This window comes from Mangrovimonas yunxiaonensis, assembly GCF_000733475.1.
GTDB lineage: Bacteria > Bacteroidota > Bacteroidia > Flavobacteriales > Flavobacteriaceae > Mangrovimonas > Mangrovimonas yunxiaonensis.
This window is the reverse complement of record NZ_JPFK01000003.1, coordinates 22,629-39,601: the sequence shown is the minus strand read 5'-3', so window position 1 is coordinate 39,601 and position 16,973 is coordinate 22,629. Positions and strand designations below refer to the sequence as shown.

14 protein-coding genes are annotated in these 16,973 nt (G+C 40.1%); 8 read left to right on the top strand and 6 right to left on the bottom strand.

The window, feature by feature from the left end; translation table 11 throughout:
* Positions 1 to 139: 139 nt before the first annotated feature.
* The 5 genes from secG to miaB are packed head-to-tail and all read right to left on the bottom strand — an operon-like array spanning position 140 to position 4,728.
* Positions 140 to 490 (bottom strand): preprotein translocase subunit SecG, encoded by a 351-nt coding sequence (secG, locus tag IA57_RS02350; RefSeq protein WP_036118838.1) that lies wholly within the window; start codon positions 488 to 490, stop codon positions 140 to 142.
* 6 nt (positions 491 to 496) lie between these two features.
* Positions 497 to 1,450: a hypothetical protein gene (locus IA57_RS02345; protein WP_036118836.1), complete on the bottom strand. Its 954-nt coding sequence runs from the start codon at positions 1,448 to 1,450 to the stop codon at positions 497 to 499.
* A gap of 1 nt (position 1,451) precedes the next feature.
* Positions 1,452 to 1,961 (bottom strand): LptE family protein, encoded by a 510-nt coding sequence (locus IA57_RS02340; protein WP_036118834.1) that lies wholly within the window; start codon positions 1,959 to 1,961, stop codon positions 1,452 to 1,454.
* Position 1,962: 1 nt separating this feature from the next.
* Positions 1,963 to 3,222, bottom strand: a complete 1,260-nt coding sequence (locus tag IA57_RS02335) for a sigma-54 interaction domain-containing protein (RefSeq protein ID WP_036118831.1) — start codon at positions 3,220 to 3,222, stop codon at positions 1,963 to 1,965.
* Positions 3,223 to 3,279: 57 nt separating this feature from the next.
* Positions 3,280 to 4,728, bottom strand: coding sequence for a tRNA (N6-isopentenyl adenosine(37)-C2)-methylthiotransferase MiaB (gene miaB, locus IA57_RS02330; RefSeq protein WP_036119436.1), 1,449 nt, complete (start codon positions 4,726 to 4,728; stop codon positions 3,280 to 3,282).
* A 205-nt stretch (positions 4,729 to 4,933) separates the two neighbouring features.
* Here miaB and topA point away from each other — a divergent pair, with 205 nt between their 5' ends.
* The 7 genes from topA to IA57_RS02295 all read left to right on the top strand — a co-directional run bounded on the left by topA (position 4,934) and on the right by IA57_RS02295 (position 14,528).
* Positions 4,934 to 7,420, top strand: coding sequence for a type I DNA topoisomerase (gene topA, locus IA57_RS02325; protein ID WP_036118829.1), 2,487 nt, complete (start codon positions 4,934 to 4,936; stop codon positions 7,418 to 7,420).
* An 8-nt stretch (positions 7,421 to 7,428) separates the two neighbouring features.
* Positions 7,429 to 8,595, top strand: a complete 1,167-nt coding sequence (locus IA57_RS02320; RefSeq protein ID WP_036118826.1) for a formimidoylglutamase — start codon at positions 7,429 to 7,431, stop codon at positions 8,593 to 8,595.
* 164 nt (positions 8,596 to 8,759) lie between these two features.
* A complete protein-coding gene (gene porK, locus IA57_RS02315; RefSeq protein ID WP_051880954.1) occupies positions 8,760 to 10,127 on the top strand; it encodes a T9SS ring complex lipoprotein PorK/GldK in 1,368 nt (455 codons plus the stop codon).
* A gap of 86 nt (positions 10,128 to 10,213) precedes the next feature.
* Complete coding sequence (porL, locus tag IA57_RS02310; protein WP_036118821.1) at positions 10,214 to 10,849, top strand: type IX secretion system motor protein PorL/GldL; 636 nt, start codon at positions 10,214 to 10,216, stop codon at positions 10,847 to 10,849.
* A gap of 61 nt (positions 10,850 to 10,910) precedes the next feature.
* Positions 10,911 to 12,485, top strand: coding sequence for a type IX secretion system motor protein PorM/GldM (porM, locus tag IA57_RS02305; protein WP_036118819.1), 1,575 nt, complete (start codon positions 10,911 to 10,913; stop codon positions 12,483 to 12,485).
* Positions 12,486 to 12,526: 41 nt separating this feature from the next.
* Positions 12,527 to 13,426 (top strand): type IX secretion system ring subunit PorN/GldN, encoded by a 900-nt coding sequence (gene porN, locus IA57_RS02300; protein ID WP_036118817.1) that lies wholly within the window; start codon positions 12,527 to 12,529, stop codon positions 13,424 to 13,426.
* A gap of 64 nt (positions 13,427 to 13,490) precedes the next feature.
* On the top strand, positions 13,491 to 14,528 hold the full coding sequence (locus tag IA57_RS02295; protein ID WP_036118815.1) for an NAD(P)/FAD-dependent oxidoreductase: 1,038 nt from the start codon (positions 13,491 to 13,493) through the stop codon (positions 14,526 to 14,528).
* Here IA57_RS02295 and IA57_RS02290 read toward each other — a convergent pair.
* Positions 14,518 to 14,901 (bottom strand): DUF983 domain-containing protein, encoded by a 384-nt coding sequence (locus IA57_RS02290; RefSeq protein ID WP_036118813.1) that lies wholly within the window; start codon positions 14,899 to 14,901, stop codon positions 14,518 to 14,520. The genes IA57_RS02295 and IA57_RS02290 overlap by 11 nt on opposite strands.
* Before the next feature lie 81 nt (positions 14,902 to 14,982).
* On the opposite strand from IA57_RS02290, the gene IA57_RS02285 reads away from it, so the two are divergent.
* Entirely contained in the window at positions 14,983 to 16,890 is a 1,908-nt protein-coding gene (locus tag IA57_RS02285; protein ID WP_036118811.1) for an ABC-F family ATP-binding cassette domain-containing protein, read from the top strand.
* Positions 16,891 to 16,973: the final 83 nt, after the last annotated feature.

Sequence of the window (16,973 nt, the reverse complement as noted above, 5' to 3'; positions counted from 1 at the left end):
TTTTTTTAGATTGTTTTATTAATTAATGCTAGGCTTTAAGCTAAAAATGTGCCAACGAAAGCTAACTGACAAATTTTCATTTTTGGGTAAAAAAAATGCCAACTTAAACAAGTTGGCATTTTTATTTTAATCGGTATTGTTACTCAGCATTGTTGCTGTTGGTTTCTGTTTCGCTTGGTGTAGCAGGCGTTTCCTGAGGTGTTACAGGCAATGTTGTAGCATTTGGATCTAAGGCTTTAGACTCGGCTTTAGGGCCTCTGTTTATGGCAACGTTAGATAACAAGATTAGAACAAGCATTAAAGCTGCAAGTGTCCAAGTACTTTTGTCTAGGAAATCTGTAGTTTTTTTCACGCCACCTAACTGCTGTGTACCACCACCGCCAAAAGATGATGATAAGCCACCTCCTTTAGGGTTTTGTACCATAATTACGACAACCAATAAAAAGGCTACCACAACAATTAATGCTAAAAATATAGTAAACGTACTCATTATGTATTATTTATTTTGTTCTTGTAATTTTTGTATTGCTTTAATTTGGTCTGCAAAGAAACCACTTTTTTCTGGATATTTCAAACTTAAAATTTTATAAGATTGAATGGCTTTTTTGTAATTTTTTTGTTCGACATAAATTCTGGCCAAAGTCTCGGTCATTAGCATGTCTGGCTGGATCATTTGCTGCTCGGCGAGGTTTTGGTGTTTTCCGGGAGTTTTTTCTGGTTTTAACTTGGGGTTTTTAGAAATAAACCGGTCTATAAGCTGAAATTTCTTATCGCGCTCTGTAGGAGCAGTGTGTTTTGTAAGCTCCTCTTCTTTTTCTGGTTTTGGGGCGTCTTCCCTTTCAATAGCAGAAAAGTGAGTAAGTTTAAGCCACTCACCAAACGAGTGTTTTTCGTTTTGAGTAAACTCAAGCGGTGTGCCTATTTTTAAGGTGTCTTTAGCGGCTTCTTCAGCGGTGTTGTTAGCCGTTAATGAGGTTTGTTGTGCTTCTTGGGCAGTGGTTTTAGGCGCTGGTTGCACAGGGGCAACTTGGTCTGGTTGCGTTTTTGGCGTGAACAGCTCTGGGTCTAAAACATTTTTGGTTTCTAGGATTTGCTGCTTTAGAACATCGTCGATAGTGGTGTTTTTATCAACCGAAATATCCTCGGCCGTTACATCTAGTTTTTTAATGCTGGAGTTGGATTGTTTTATGGCTTCTGAAATTTCATTCTGAAGAAAGATTTCAGATGTAATTAAATCGAACAATATGCTGCGGTCTGTGGTGTAGGCGGCTGTTGTTTTAAGCGCTTGGTTGTACTTAAAACTGCCTTTATCTTTTAGGGCTTTAAGTAACAGTGCTCTGGGCGACTGGGCGTATGGGTAGGCTTTAATTATTGCAAGCAAATCTTCTGTATGAGCCGGAAGCATGTGCTGTGGGTTTTGCAATATGTCTTTAAAATTAAACTCTCCCATATTACCATTTAGCCAGAGTGGCGTTAAAAATATCTTGTGTTAGGCGTTCGAAAATTTCTTCATGAGCAGCATCCTTTTGGGGGCCAATTAACTGCTGGTTTCTGTCGTAGTCGTAAAAGAATGAAAACCGTTGTTCTAGGTCGTCGTCTTCGGCTTTTCTATTAAAAAACCGCACGTTTACAGTTATGGTCAGCCGGTTTTGAGCCGCTGTATTGTCCGATGTCGCTGTGGTAGGCGATATGCGGTATTCTGTAATTTCGCCTTCGTAAACTAGGTCGCCATTGCTTTTTACAAGATCTAAGTTGGTTTGATTTAAAAGCAAATCGGTTAAGGCATTTGTAAAGTCTCTGTCTAGGCCAGGTTCTATTAGTATGGCGTTATTTTGAAAGTAATTGACCTGAAATGTTTTTGTGCCAGAAGGAATAGAGGCGCCGGTAAAGGAGTAAAACCCACATCCTAAGAGTAGGAGTGCGGTACAGGCAGCAACAATAAATTTGGGTAGCTGTGTCATTTTACAAGTCGTATTGTTTTATTTTTCGGTATAGGGTGCGTTCGCTTATCCCTAATTCTTGTGCTGCCAATTTACGTTTTCCGTTGTGGCGTTCCAAGGATTTTTTAATAAGTTCTAGTTCTTTGTCTTGAAGCGATAGGGTTTCTTCCTCCTCAACATCTTCGGCAAAATGATATTTGTCGTCTATAGGGTCTTGCTCTACAGGTTGGGGTACCGATTTTTCGGGTATAGAAAGCACCTCCAGATTTTCTATGGTGGCTTCGGTGTCGTCGTCGTCGCCATAAATTTTCTGAATTAAACTTTCATTATCCTTAGCGACTTCCGAAGTGTTTCCGCTTTTCATAAGCTCCATGGTGAGCTTTTTTAAATCGTTGAGGTCGCTTTTCATATCGAACAGGACTTTGTATAAGATTTCGCGTTCGTTGCTAAAATCGCTTTCGGCCTTTGTTTGGTTTACTACGGCAGGCAGGTTGCTTCCTGTATTTGGTAAATACCCGCGAAGCACCTCGGGTGCGATGGTTCTGTTTTGCTCTAAAACCGATATTTGTTCTGCTACGTTGCGCAGTTGACGAATATTACCGTTCCAACGGTGCTTTAAAAGTGCGTTAACGGCTTCGTCTGCAAGTTTAATGGTTGGCATTTTGTACTTTAAGGCAAAGTCGCTGGCAAATTTTCTAAACAGCAAATGAATGTCGTCCTTGCGTTCGCGAAGGGGCGGAAGGTTTATTTCTACAGTGCTTAGACGGTAATACAGGTCCTCTCGGAATTTTTCCTTTTCAATGGCCTCGAACATGTTTACATTGGTGGCGGCCACAATGCGCACATTGGTTTTTTGAACCTTTGAAGAGCCTACTTTTATAAACTCGCCATTTTCTAAAACACGTAACAAACGCACTTGGGTGGTTAAGGGGAGCTCACCAACTTCGTCTAAGAAGATGGTCCCGCCATCGGCCACTTCAAAATAACCACTTCGGGTTTGTGTGGCTCCTGTAAAAGCGCCTTTTTCATGCCCAAATAATTCGCTGTCTATGGTGCCTTCTGGTATGGCGCCACAGTTTACGGCAATGTATTTGCCGTGTTTACGGTGCGATAGCTGATGGATAATTTTTGGAATACTCTCTTTACCAACACCGCTTTCACCCGTTACCAATACAGAGATGTCGGTTGGTGCTACTTGTATGGCTTTTTCTATGGCACGATTAAGTTTGGGGTCGTTGCCTATAATGCCAAAGCGTTGTTTTATGGCTTGTACTGATTCCATCATAATTGTCCACGAAGTGGGGCTTTTTAATTTTTCCTTTTCAAGGGAATAATGTTGTTAATTATTATTAGAGCACCCTACAGCTTCGCCTATAAGTGTGGCTGTGGTGCAATCGGTTATTTTTACGTTTACAAAATCGCCTGGTTTGTAGGGGCCTTTAGGAAAAACAACTACTGTGTTTTGGCTGTTTCGTCCAGACCAATGGGCATCCGATTTTTTAGAAGCTTTTTCAATCAAAACTTCTTCAATCTTGCCTAGGTGTTGTTGTGTTCTATAATGGCTGTGTTCTTGTTGTAATTGAATAATTTCCTGTAAACGGCGTTTTTTTGTCGCTTCAGGAATGTCGTCCTCTAGTTTACGCTCGGCCAAGGTGCCAGGTCTTTCAGAGTAGGCAAACATAAACCCAAAGTCGTATTTTACATATGCCATTAAGCTTAAAGTGTCTTGATGGTCTTCTTCGGTTTCTGTGGGGAATCCGGTAATCATATCCTGCGAAATGGCGCAATCTGGAATAATACGGCGAATGTTGTCAATCATTTCAAAATACTCTTCACGGGTATGTTGCCGGTTCATGGCTTTTAAAATGCGGTTGCTACCGCTTTGCACAGGTAAATGAATGTACTTGCAAATGTTTTGGTATTTGGCCATGGTTTCAATCACATCCAAGGTCATGTCTTGTGGGTTGGAAGTCGAGAATCGGAAACGCATTTTTGGTTGTGCCTGGGCGCAGAGTTCTAGAAGCTTGGCAAAGCTAACGGCTGTAGCTTTTTGCATGTCGGTGGCTTTTTCGAAATCTTTTTTCAGGCCGCCCCCATACCATAGGTAGCTGTCTACATTTTGCCCAAGAAGCGTAACTTCTTTATACCCTTTGTTGGCCAAATCGTTAATTTCTTCGATAATGCTTTGCGGGTCGCGGCTACGCTCACGGCCTCTGGTGAAAGGTACCACGCAAAAGGTACACATGTTATCGCAACCACGGGTAATGGAAACAAATGCTGTTACGCCATTGGTGTTTAGGCGTACCGGCGAAATATCGCCATAGGTTTCTTCTTTAGAAAGAATAACGTTTATGGCTTCTCGGCCATCTTCAACTTCGGCCAATAAGTTAGGGAGGTCCTTGTAGGCATCTGGGCCAACCACAAGGTCTACTATTTTTTCTTCTTCTAAAAACTTACTTTTTAGGCGTTCGGCCATACAACCTAAAACCCCTACTTTCATGTTTGGGTTGCCTTGGCGTTTTACGGCATTGTATTTTTCGAGGCGTTTTCTAACGGTTTGTTCGGCTTTGTCGCGAATAGAGCAGGTGTTTACCAAAACCAAATCGGCATCTTCGAGGTTTTGGGTGGTGTTAAATCCATTTTCAGATAAAATGGAAGCCACAATTTCACTATCGCTAAAATTCATCTGGCAGCCGTAGCTTTCTATAAACAGCTTACGGGTGTTTTCTGCTTTTTGTTCTAGGACGAGGCTGTTGCCTTGTTGGGTTTCATCTATAATCTTCTCCATATTCAATATTGAATAATTTTTGATAGTCAATAAGTGTGCAAAGATACAATTTATTTATGGAATTGTGACAAAGTGGCAGAATGAGATTTTCATAAAAACGGCTGTGTTTTTTTATTAAAAATGGCTGCATTTTGGGTTGGAGGTGTTCAAAAATTAGGAACTTAAGTTTTTTTTCAATTACATTTGTAACCTTAAAAATTGATTTATGGCGAAGAATTTAGTAATCGTAGAGTCCCCTGCAAAGGCCAAAACTATTGAAAAGTTCCTAGGAAAGGACTTTAAAGTGGAGTCGAGTTTTGGGCATATTGCAGACCTGCCTTCTAAGGAGTTAGGGGTAGATGTAGACGGGGATTTTAAACCAAAATACGTTGTCTCTAAAGACAAAAAAGCGGTTGTAAAAAAGCTAAAGGATCTCGCTAAGAAAGCCGAAATGGTTTGGTTGGCAAGTGATGAGGATCGCGAGGGAGAGGCTATTGCATGGCATTTGGCAGAATCGTTAGGATTAGACAAGGCCAAGACAAAACGTATTGTTTTTCATGAGATTACTAAAACGGCCATACAAAAAGCCATCGAGAACCCTAGAGGTATAGATTACAATTTGGTAGACGCCCAACAGGCACGCCGTGTACTGGATAGGATAGTAGGTTACGAGCTGTCGCCAGTACTTTGGCGCAAGGTAAAGGGCGGGCTATCGGCTGGTCGGGTGCAATCGGTTTCGGTGCGGTTAATTGTAGAGCGCGAACGCGAAATAGAAGGTTTTAAACCGGTAGCCTCTTACAGAATAGATGCCGAATTTTCAACTCAAGAAGGGCAAACGTTTAAGGCTAAACTTCCGAAGAATTTCGATACAAAAGAAGCAGCCTTAGCCTTTTTAGAGGCTAATGTAGCGGCTGAGTTTAAGGTGGCCGACCTGCAGAAAAAACCCGCCAAAAAAGCACCGGCACCTCCGTTTACAACGTCAACGTTGCAACAGGAAGCTTCACGTAAGCTGTATTTCTCTGTAAGCAAAACCATGACCATGGCACAGCGTTTATACGAGGCTGGTTTAATTACTTATATGAGAACCGATAGTGTGAATTTATCTGACGAAGCCAGAAATGGTGCGCAACGCGAGATAGAAGCTGCTTATGGTTCGGAATACAGCAAACCAAGAAATTACAAAGGAAAAGCCAAAGGGGCGCAAGAGGCTCACGAAGCCATTCGCCCAACCGATTTTTCAAGACATACCGTAAACATCGACCGCGACCAAGCGAGGTTGTACGAACTAATATGGAAACGCGCCATAGCGTCGCAAATGAGTGAGGCTCAATTGGAGCGTACCAATGTGAAAATTAACGCAACAACCCATAACGAATTGTTTACCGCAAATGGCGAAATGATTAAGTTTGATGGGTTTTTAAAAGTTTACCTTGAAGGAACAGATGATGAAGATAACGAGCAAGATGGCATGTTGCCTAAGTTAACGGTAAACGAATTACTATTAAACAATATAATAACAGCAACCCAGCGTTTTACGCGGCCGCCTTACCGATTTACGGAAGCATCGTTGGTGAAGAAACTGGAAGAGTTGGGTATTGGTAGACCTTCTACCTACGCCCCAACCATTTCAACCATTCAAAATAGAGGCTATATAGAAAAAGGCACTGTAGAAGGTGTGGCACGTAAATATTCGCAACTAACGTTGCAAGATGGTGCCATAGCAGATGTTACCTTAACGGAAAACGTAGGGTCGGACAAAGGGAAGTTGGTGCCAACCGATATCGGGATGATCGTAACCGACTTTTTAGTAAACCATTTTGAAACCATTTTAGACTATAACTTTACAGCAAAAGTTGAAGAGGATTTCGATGAGATTGCCGAAGGAAAGGTCGATTGGGAGAAAATGATGAAAGCGTTTTATAAGGACTTTCATCCAACGGTAGAAGATGTTCAGGAAAACGCCGAACGCGAATCGGGAGAACGCATTCTTGGTACCGACCCCCAAACAGGACGCCAAGTAAGTGTTAGGCTGGGTAGGTTTGGGCCAATGGTTCAAATAGGTACTGTTGATGAAGAGGAGAAACCCTTGTTTGCCAGTTTAAGTCCAGACCAACAATTAAATACCATTACGTTTGAGGAGGCTATGGATTTGTTTAAGCTTCCTAAGCAATTAGGAACTTATGAAGACGAAACGGTTGAAGTTAATAACGGGCGTTTTGGTCCTTATGTAAAATTTGGGAAGAAATACATTTCACTGCCTAAGGGTATGGAGCCATTGGATGTTGAAATGAGCGACGCCATAGAGCTTATTAAAGAAAAGCAGAAGGCCGATGCGCCTATATACCATTATAATGGTCATGATGTAACCAAAGGAAAAGGACGTTTTGGGCCATTTATAAAATGGAACAACATATTTATTAACGTAAATAAAAAGTACGATTGGGATAACTTATCCAACGAGGATATAGAAACCCTAATAGAAGATAAACTTCAAAAAGAGCGCGACAAGCTTATACATAACTGGGAAGAAGCAGGCATTAGAGTTGAAAAAGCACGTTGGGGGCGCCACAATATTATAAAAGGAAAAACCAAAGTAGAGCTGCCAAAAACAGTAGATGTAACAGATATGACCTTGGAAGAAGCCGAGGCACATTTAGAGAAGAATGCGCCTAAGAAGAAGACTGCCAGAAAAAAAACGACCAAAAAGAAGTAAAATAGCTTATGAATTTTGATTTCCTTTCTCCTGTTTCCGATTCGGTAATGGCGCATACAGCTTTGCTGCCGCAACAAGCACTGGGAAGGAAAATTAAAATACACTCCAAGCAAGGAGGGCTTCCAGATTTAAGTCAGGTAAAAGTCGCATTAATAGGTGTTCTGGAAAACAGAAACGATATCGATTACTTGGGCGAAGACCTCGATTTGGACAGCGTTCGTAAATCCCTATACCAATTATTCCCTGGGAACTGGCAATTGCACCTAGCAGATCTTGGTGACATTAATAAAGGAGAAGCCGTAGAAGATACGTATTTCGCTTTAAGAACCGCCCTTGAGATTCTTATTCAAAAAAAAATTATTCCCGTTATTATTGGCGGTAGTCAGGATTTAACCTATGTTAATTATCGGGCTTACGATAATATTGTACCCATGGTCAATATTGTTAATGTCGATGCGAAGTTCGATTTAGGAGATTCTGATAAGTCTATAAAAAACGACAGTTTTATAGGGAAGATTATAATAGAACAACCGTATAACCTATTTAATTATGCGACCATTGGCTACCAGACCTATTTTAATTCGCAAGAAGAAATAGATTTAATGGAGAAGCTCTATTTCGAATCGTATCGGTTGGGAGAGGTGTCGCATGACATTTCTTTAGTCGAGCCCGTTTTAAGAGACGCCAATATTGTAAGTATCGACATAAATAGTGTAAAGGCATCGGAGCTGGGCATGCGACAACGCATATCGCCAAATGGTTTGGATGGTAAAGAAATATGTGCTATTGCAAGATATGCTGGTATAAGCAATAAAGTATCTTCGTTTGGTATTTACGAGTACAAACCTTCTTATGACGATGAGATTACCCCAATGCTAATGGCTCAAATGCTATGGTATTTTATAGAAGGGGTTAGTTTTAGGGTAGAGGACGACGATTTTTCAAAAGAAGCCCATTACCAAAAATTTATAACCCTTGTCGAGGAGCAAGAACTGGTCTTTTTTAAAAGCAATATGACAGGGCGTTGGTGGGTAGAAATTCCTTTTTTATCAGATGTTAATAATAAACTAAAAAAACATACGTTATTACCATGCACACATCAAGACTATATAGAGGCGTGTGGTAATGTGGTTCCAGAGCGTTGGTACAAGGCCTTTAAGAAGAATTGTGTTTGATGTAAATATGGGAAGAATTTAAGACTTTACATCGGTGAAATGCATTTTTTCACGACGAAATGTGCATTTTTTTGATAAAAAAGTTGTTTTTTAAAAAATATATAGATATGTTTACGCTCTTAAAAATTTAAGGCATAAAATTTAACCTCGAGTTTTCTATGGATATGAAAAAAATTTCGTTATTAATCGCAGTTTTAGCTTTACTAACTAGTTGTGGCTCTGGAGATAGAGGGCAGCTAGTAGGAGTTAAAGGGAAAAAGTGGCATCCCGAAAAACCTTACGGTATGGAATTAATTCCAGGGGGCGCATTTATTATGGGTAAGGCAGATGATGATCTTGCTGGAATTCAAGATGCACCTACTAAGACAGTTACCGTAAGATCCTTTTATATGGATGCAACTGAGATCACAAATAGTGAGTACCGTCAATTTGTTGAATGGGTAAGAGACTCAACTATTAGAACTAAGCTGGCCATTCTTGCCGATGAAGTTGGGGCTACCCCTGGCGACGGCGGTATAGGTGAATTTGCGTTTAAAGACGCAAATGAAGAAGAAATGACCGTTTATGAAAAGTACATGTACGACAATTATGCCGGTTTGGGCCCAACAGGGTACGAAGGGCGTAAGTTAAACCACGATGTTGATATTATTTTCGATACCGGGGACTACCCAGACGAGTACTATGCAGAAGTTATGGATACCATGTACCTTCCTATAGAGGAGTCGTACAACGGGCAAAGAACTTGGGATGTAACCAAGTTTAAGTTCCAGTACTCTTATATGGATATCGAAAAAGCAGCAAGAGCAGCCAACAAAGGAAAAAAACGCTCGGAGTTCATTATTAAAGAAGAGGTTGAAATCTACCCAGATACAACCGCTTGGATACGCGACTTCGCATATTCTTATAACGAACCAATGCACAACGACTATTTTTGGCACGATGCCTATAGCGACTACCCAGTAGTAGGCGTGTCTTGGAAACAAGCTAAAGCGTTTTGCCAATGGCGAACCTTATACCACAATGCATACAGAAAAGATAGAGGACAACACTTTGTAAATTCTTACCGTCTTCCATCAGAAGCAGAATGGGAATATGCCGCTAGAGGTGGTTTGCAAGCAGCAACCTATCCTTGGGGTGGGTATTACACTAAAAACGACAGAGGGTGCTTTATGGCAAACTTTAAACCATTACGTGGTGATTATGCTGCCGACCAAGCCCTATATACTGTAGAAGCGAAGTCTTACGACCCGAACGATTTTAACCTGTACAATATGGCAGGTAACGTATCAGAGTGGGTAAACGCCTCTTACGATCCGTCATCTTACGAATTTGTTTCAACAATTAACCCAAGTGTTAACGATGTAAACAACCAACGTAAAGTTGTTAGAGGTGGATCTTGGAAAGACGTTGCTTATTTCTTACAAGTAAGCTCTCGTGACTACGAATATGCAGACTCAGCTAGAAGCTATATAGGCTTTAGAACCGTACAAGATTACATGGGAACAGATGTAACCTTAAACGCGAGCAACTAATAACAGCACAAACATTAAATCAATTAACAATTAACTAAATATTAAACCAAATTAAGCGTAACGGCTTAAGACTAAAAACTAAAATTATGGCACAAAAAGGGAAATTAACTATGACTAACATGATCTACGGATTAGGGGCAGCAATTGTAATTGTTGGAGCGTTATTCAAAATTCAGCACTGGCCTTACGGATCTTTAATTCTTACCATCGGTATGATCGTTGAAGCTCTAGTATTTACATACTCGGCGTTTGAAAGACAACAGAGCGATTTAGATTGGTCTTTAGTTTACCCAGAATTAGCAGGTGGGCAAGCTACTGGCAAGAAAGCCAAGAAAGAAGAGCCTAAAGATGCAGACGGTATGTTATCGAAAAAATTAGACAACTTATTAAAAGAAGCTAAGATTGACGCCGACTTAATGTCAAGCTTAGGAAATAGCATCAAGAATTTTGAAGGTGCTGCCAAAGGAATTTCTCCAACGGTAGACTCTATAGCAGCCACTAAAAAGTATGGTGAAGAGCTATCTTTAGCAGCAGCTCAAATGGAATCTTTAAACAGCTTGTACAAAGTACAGTTAGATAGCGTTAACCGCCAAGCGGCCATCAACGAAGAAACTGTAGAAAATGCACAAAAGTTAAAAGAGCAAATGCAATCTTTAGCGTCTAACCTATCATCGTTAAACGGTGTATATGGAGGAATGCTTTCTGCAATGAACAAGTCGTAATTAGTATTAATATACTAGAGTCATTAAAACAACAATTCTAACGATTAAAACTAATTAAGACATGGCAGGAGGAAAATTATCTGCAAGACAGAAAATGATTAACCTAATGTACTTGGTGTTTATTGCGATGATCGCAATGACCATGAGTAAAGAAGTACTTTCTGCATTTGGGTTAATGAATGATAAATTTGTAAGAGCAAACGAATTAGCATCAACATCAAATGTAGGTATGCTTGAAGGCCTAAAACAAAAGGCTGAAGAAAAACCAGAAGAGTTTAGAGTAGCGTCGAACAACGCCCAACAAATAAACAAGATTTCTGAAGATTTCTTTACCTTTTTAGAGGCTCAAAAAACAATGATCCTTGAAAAAGGAAACTTTGAAAGAGAAGAAGATGGTTCCCTACCATCAGAAAAGATGGATAAAGGCGACTTTTTAGATGAAGCTTGGTTTACAGGTGATCGTCTTACAAAAGATGGTCAAGCCTTTATGGATCGCTTAAACAAATACAAAACAGATATCGAAGCCGTTTTAGGCGATGATGTAAAGTACCAAAAAGCTATCGAAAACTTCGAAGAGCGTTTTAGTACAGCACCAATTACCAACCAAGAAGGAAAAAAACTTAACTGGTTAGATTACCACTTCCAAGGCTTCCCAGCCATTGCATCGTACACGAAGCTTACCGCTATGCAAAACGACGTAAAGGCTACCGAAACCAATATGTACAACCTTTTCTTAGGAAATACACTAGACGAAGCAGTATCTTTAAAAAACTACACCGCTATTGTAATTCCAGATAAGAATGCCTTTTTCGCTGGCGAGAAATTTACAGGAAAAGTAGTGTTAGGTAAATACGCTAACGTTACCCCAACAAAATTAAGCGTAGGTGGCGAGGCTTTAGACTTAGATAGAGAAGGTGCTATCGATTCTACTGGTGCAGCTCGTATCGAGTTTACCGTAGGTAACGTAGGCGAGCACGATGTAGAAGGAAGCTTCACATTCTTAGAAGACGGAAAAGATTTAGAAATTTCTTACAACGGTAAGTATGTAGTAGTACCACGTCCAAATTCAGCAACTATTTCTGCCGATAAAATGAATGTGGTATACAGAGGGGTTGTAAACCCAATGACCATCTCATTTGCCGGTGTGCCAGATCACAAAGTAAATGCTAGTGCCGCTGGATTGAAAAAAGTAGGAAATGGCAAGTTTGAAATGCGCCCAGGAACAGGTAGAGAAGTTACCATTAACGTAACCGCTACCTTAGACGATGGATCTGCAGTATCAGACAGAAAAACATTCCGTATTAAAGACATTCCTAAGCCAACAGGATCTATTTCAGGACAAACAGGTATTGTTAAATTGCCTAGAAATAGTGTAGAAATATCTACCATTGGAGCAGTTTTAGAAGATTTCGACTTCGAATTACCAATTCAAGTTACCGAGTTTAAAATTAAAGTACCTGGACAACCTTCTGTAAGAATTGGAGGAACCAAGTTAAACTCTCAAGCAAAGAACGCCTTACGTAAAGCAAGACGTGGAGACCAAGTTGCAATCTTTGATATTAAAGCCCAGATTAGAGGAAACTCTAGCTACAAGTTAAAAAGCGTTTCGCCTGTAGTGGTTGAAATTACAAACTAAAAGCTTGATTTTTAATCAGCCCTAATATTAAAAAACAAAAGATGAAATTAAAGAGTATTGTATTAACCGTTTTAGGCCTTACATTCGCCGTATCTGCTTATTCTCAAGCAAATATCCTGAATGCAACCACTCCAGAAGAAATTGGAGTGAAAACAGAGGCTCAAATAGCTGTGGATAATGATAAACCATTAGAATATGGTTATGTAGATGATAGAGACATCATGTTCTCTAAAATGACTTGGGAAAGAGTCGTTCTAGACGAACGTGCCAACTTTCCATTGTATTATCCAATAGATACAAATAACATCGGTAAAAACAGACGCTCTTTATTTGATGTGCTTTGGAAATCTATTAAAGAAGGAAAAATCGAAAAAATTTACGACGATTCTTACTTCACAGCAGAACGCACATTAAAAGACCTGCGTTATTCAATGTCTAAAGTTGATACCTTAGATATCGGTTACGAGCAGTTCAATGCCGATGGCTACGTAGACCCAGAGTATGTGGTAAAAACCGATATTACATCTTACCATATTAGCGCGTATTTAATTAAAGGTTTGTGGTATTTCGACAAGCGTCAAGGCGAATTAAAGTACAGACTTCTAGGTATTGCACCAGCAGCACCAGATGTGAACTTCTTAGAATCGGACGACGAGGCTAACAAAGAACCCATCCCTTTATTCTGGATTTTCTATCCAGATGCAAGAGAAGTATTGCACGAAGCCAAATCGTTTAATAACGAGAACAGTGCTATGCCGTTTTCTTTCGACCATTTGTTAAACTCACGACGCTTTAACGGCTACGTGTACAAAGAAGAAAACGTTTATGGCGACAGAAAAGTTACCGAGTATATTTCTGATAACGCTTTAATGCAGCTTTTAGAATCTGAAAGAATTAAAGAGAAAATTCGAAACTTCGAATTGGACATGTGGGCTTACTAAGCCAGCAGCAAATAAAACAAAAGCGCTCACTGAAAAGTGGGCGTTTTTTTATATAACATAAAACATGACGGTAGATTATTTAATAGTAGGCTGTGGGCTAGCGGGCGTACATTTTTGCCATACCCTTAAGCAAAACCAAAAAAGCTTTGTAGTTTTCGACAATGGGTCGCAGCAATCATCAACGGTAGCCGGGGGGCTGTATAATCCCGTAGTCTTAAAGCGGTTTACTCCTGTTTGGAAAAGCGACGAACAATTAACTTTAGCAGCCCAAGTTTATCCAGATTTGGAACGTTTATTAGCGGTTAAACTAGATTATAAGCTTCCGGTTAAGCGATTGTTTCACTCGGTAGAAGAACAAAATAATTGGTTCGTAGCAGCTGATAAATACGGCCTACAAAAGTATTTATCGCCAAACATAATATCCAATACCAATAGCAGCATAACAGCGCCTTACGGGTTGGGAGAAGTCCTTCATACTGGAAGAATAGATACCGACGGCTTAATAAGCAGCTTTAAACAGTATGTAGCCGATGCTTTTATAGCAGAAGCATTCGATTACGACAGTCTACAGCTTTTAGAAAACAGCGTTTCCTATAAGGGGATAAAGGCCAAGAATGTGGTGTTTGCCGAGGGATTCGGACTTAAAAAGAACCCGTATTTTAACACCTTGCCATTAAACGGAACCAAGGGGGAGTTGCTTACCATACACGCCCCAGATTTAAACATAGACTTTGTTTTAAAGTCTAATGCATTCCTCATTCCATTGGGAGCGGATTTATACAAGCTGGGGGCTACTTACAATTGGACCGATAAAACCAATCGGCCATCAGAGGCAGGAAAAACCGAATTGTTAACAAAGGTGAAAACGTTTTTAAATTGCGATTTTAATCTTGTAGGCCACGAAGCAGGCATTCGTCCAACGGTAAAAGACCGCCGCCCTTTGGTTGGCCAGCACAGCAGCCACAAGGCGCTTTATGTGTTAAATGGTTTGGGAACACGTGGTGTTATGATTGCGCCTTACGTTGCCCAACAGCTGTTTAATTTTATAGAGAAACACGCAGCCTTAGATCCCGAAATTAATATCGCACGCTTTACGGCTTAGCCAAGCTCTTATCGTAATGCATAAAAATATTTATCCAAATGTTTCTGGACAAGCGCATAATAATAGGCGCAAAAACCACTAAGGTGCCTATAATGGCAAAAAAGGCTGTTTTTAAACTACTGCCAAGAAACAAGAAGCTAATTACAAAGGCAGCGACACCAAACGCAATCCCTACAGCATAACTTACATACATAGACCCATAAAAAAACGAGGGCTCAATACGGTATTTGGTGTGGCAGTGCGAGCAGGCCTCATTAATTTTTAAAACATCGGTTAAAATGTACGGGTTTTTGGTTTGATACATCGATTCCTGATGGCATTTTGGGCAACTCCCCGTAAAAATGCTATAAAGTTTTGTGCCTTTTTTAATCATAATTAAAACTGTACTTTTGCGCTGGATATTGTCCTACAAAATTACAACATTATCCTTCATTAACTGTAACAAATATCACAAATGCTCAACATTCATAATCTTTCCATTAGTTTTCAAGGCGAATATCTTTTCGAGGAAATTACATTTAAGCTGGGTGCTGGTGATCGGGTAGGGTTAATAGGAAAAAATGGTGCAGGAAAATCGACCATGCTAAAAATTCTGTCTAAAGAGTTAGAACCCGATTCTGGCCAAATAGCGGCCGATAAGAATTTAAGCATTGGCTTTTTAAAGCAGGATATCGATTTCGAGTTTGGAAAAACCGTTTTAGAAGAATCTTACGAAGCTTTTAAGGAAATAAAGGCCTTGGAAGCCAACATGGAGGCCATTAATGTGCAGTTGGCAGAGCGTACCGATTATGAGAGTGAGAGCTACAACCAGTTGATGGTAGATTTAAACGAAGCCCAGCACCAGTACGAAATTTTAGGTGGGTACAACTACCAGGGCAATACCGAAAAGATCTTACAGGGTTTAGGTTTTAAACGTGACGATTTTAACAAGCTTACCGATACGTTTTCTGGCGGATGGCGCATGCGTATAGAACTGGCCAAACTGCTTTTGCAAAACAACGATGTGTTGCTTTTGGATGAGCCTACAAACCACCTCGACATCGAATCGATAATTTGGTTAGAAGGCTTTTTAAAGAGCTATTCCGGCGCAGTGGTTATCGTATCGCACGATAAGATGTTTTTAGATCATGTTACCAACCGTACCATAGAGATTTCTTTGGGAAGAATATACGATTACCCAAAACCTTACAGCGAGTTTTTAATCTTGCGTAAGGAAATTCGCGAGCAGCAAATGGCCGCCCATAAAAACCAAGAGAAGCAAATTCAGCAAACCGAGAAACTTATTGAAAAGTTTAGGGCAAAGGCCTCTAAGGCCACCATGGCCCAATCGCTTATTAAAAAGTTGGATAAGATAGACCGTATTGAGGTAGACGAAGAGGACAACAGCGTTATGACGCTAAATTTTCCAATTTCGATTACCCCGGGAAAAGTGGTTATAGAAGCGAACGATGTGTCTAAGCATTACGGTAAATTACAAGTGCTAAACAACATTAACCTTACCGTGGCTCGTGATAGCAAGATTGCTTTTGTTGGGCAAAATGGTCAAGGAAAATCGACTTTGGCAAAAATTATCGTTAATGAAATTGAGCACCAAGGACACCTAGCCCTAGGGCATAATGTACAAATAGGTTACTTTGCCCAAAACCAAGCCGAGTACCTTGACGGTAACAAAACCGTTCACGATACCATGATTGATGCCGCCAACGAAACCAACCGCACCAAAGTCCGTGATATTTTGGGTGCTTTTTTGTTTAGAGGTGAAGAGGTGGATAAGTATGTTAGAGTGCTTTCTGGGGGCGAGCGGAACCGTCTGGCTTTGGCCAAACTGATGCTACAGCCTTTTAACGTGTTGGTTATGGACGAACCCACCAACCATTTAGATATCAAATCTAAAAACGTGTTAAAAGATGCCCTTAACCGTTTTGAGGGCACGTTAATTTTAGTGTCGCACGACCGTGATTTTTTACAAGGGCTTACCAATCTGGTTTACGAATTTAAGGACCAGAAAATTAAAGAGTATTTAGGCGATATTGATTTTTATTTGCAACAGCGCAATGTTGAAAACCTTCGCGAGGTTGAAAAGCGCGATGTGGTGAAGGAACAACCCAAGCAAGTGGATAACAATTTATCTTACGAAGCACAGAAACAACAAAAATCCTTAAAGAATAAACTAAGTAAAGTAGAAGCACAAATCACCCAATTGGAAAAAGATATTAAGGAAATTGATGTGGAATTGGCTGTAAACTACGACGAAACTGTCTCTAAACCAGGTTTTTTTGAAGCTTATCAAGAAAAGAAGGCGCGTTTGGAAACGTTAATGGAGGAATGGGAAACCATACAAGAAGGCCTAGAGCACTTTTAAACGGCATATATTTCAATAAATATCTGACTTTCAGATGCATTTCATCGATTTTTTTTGCTTTTAAGCTTTTAATTTGTTTAATT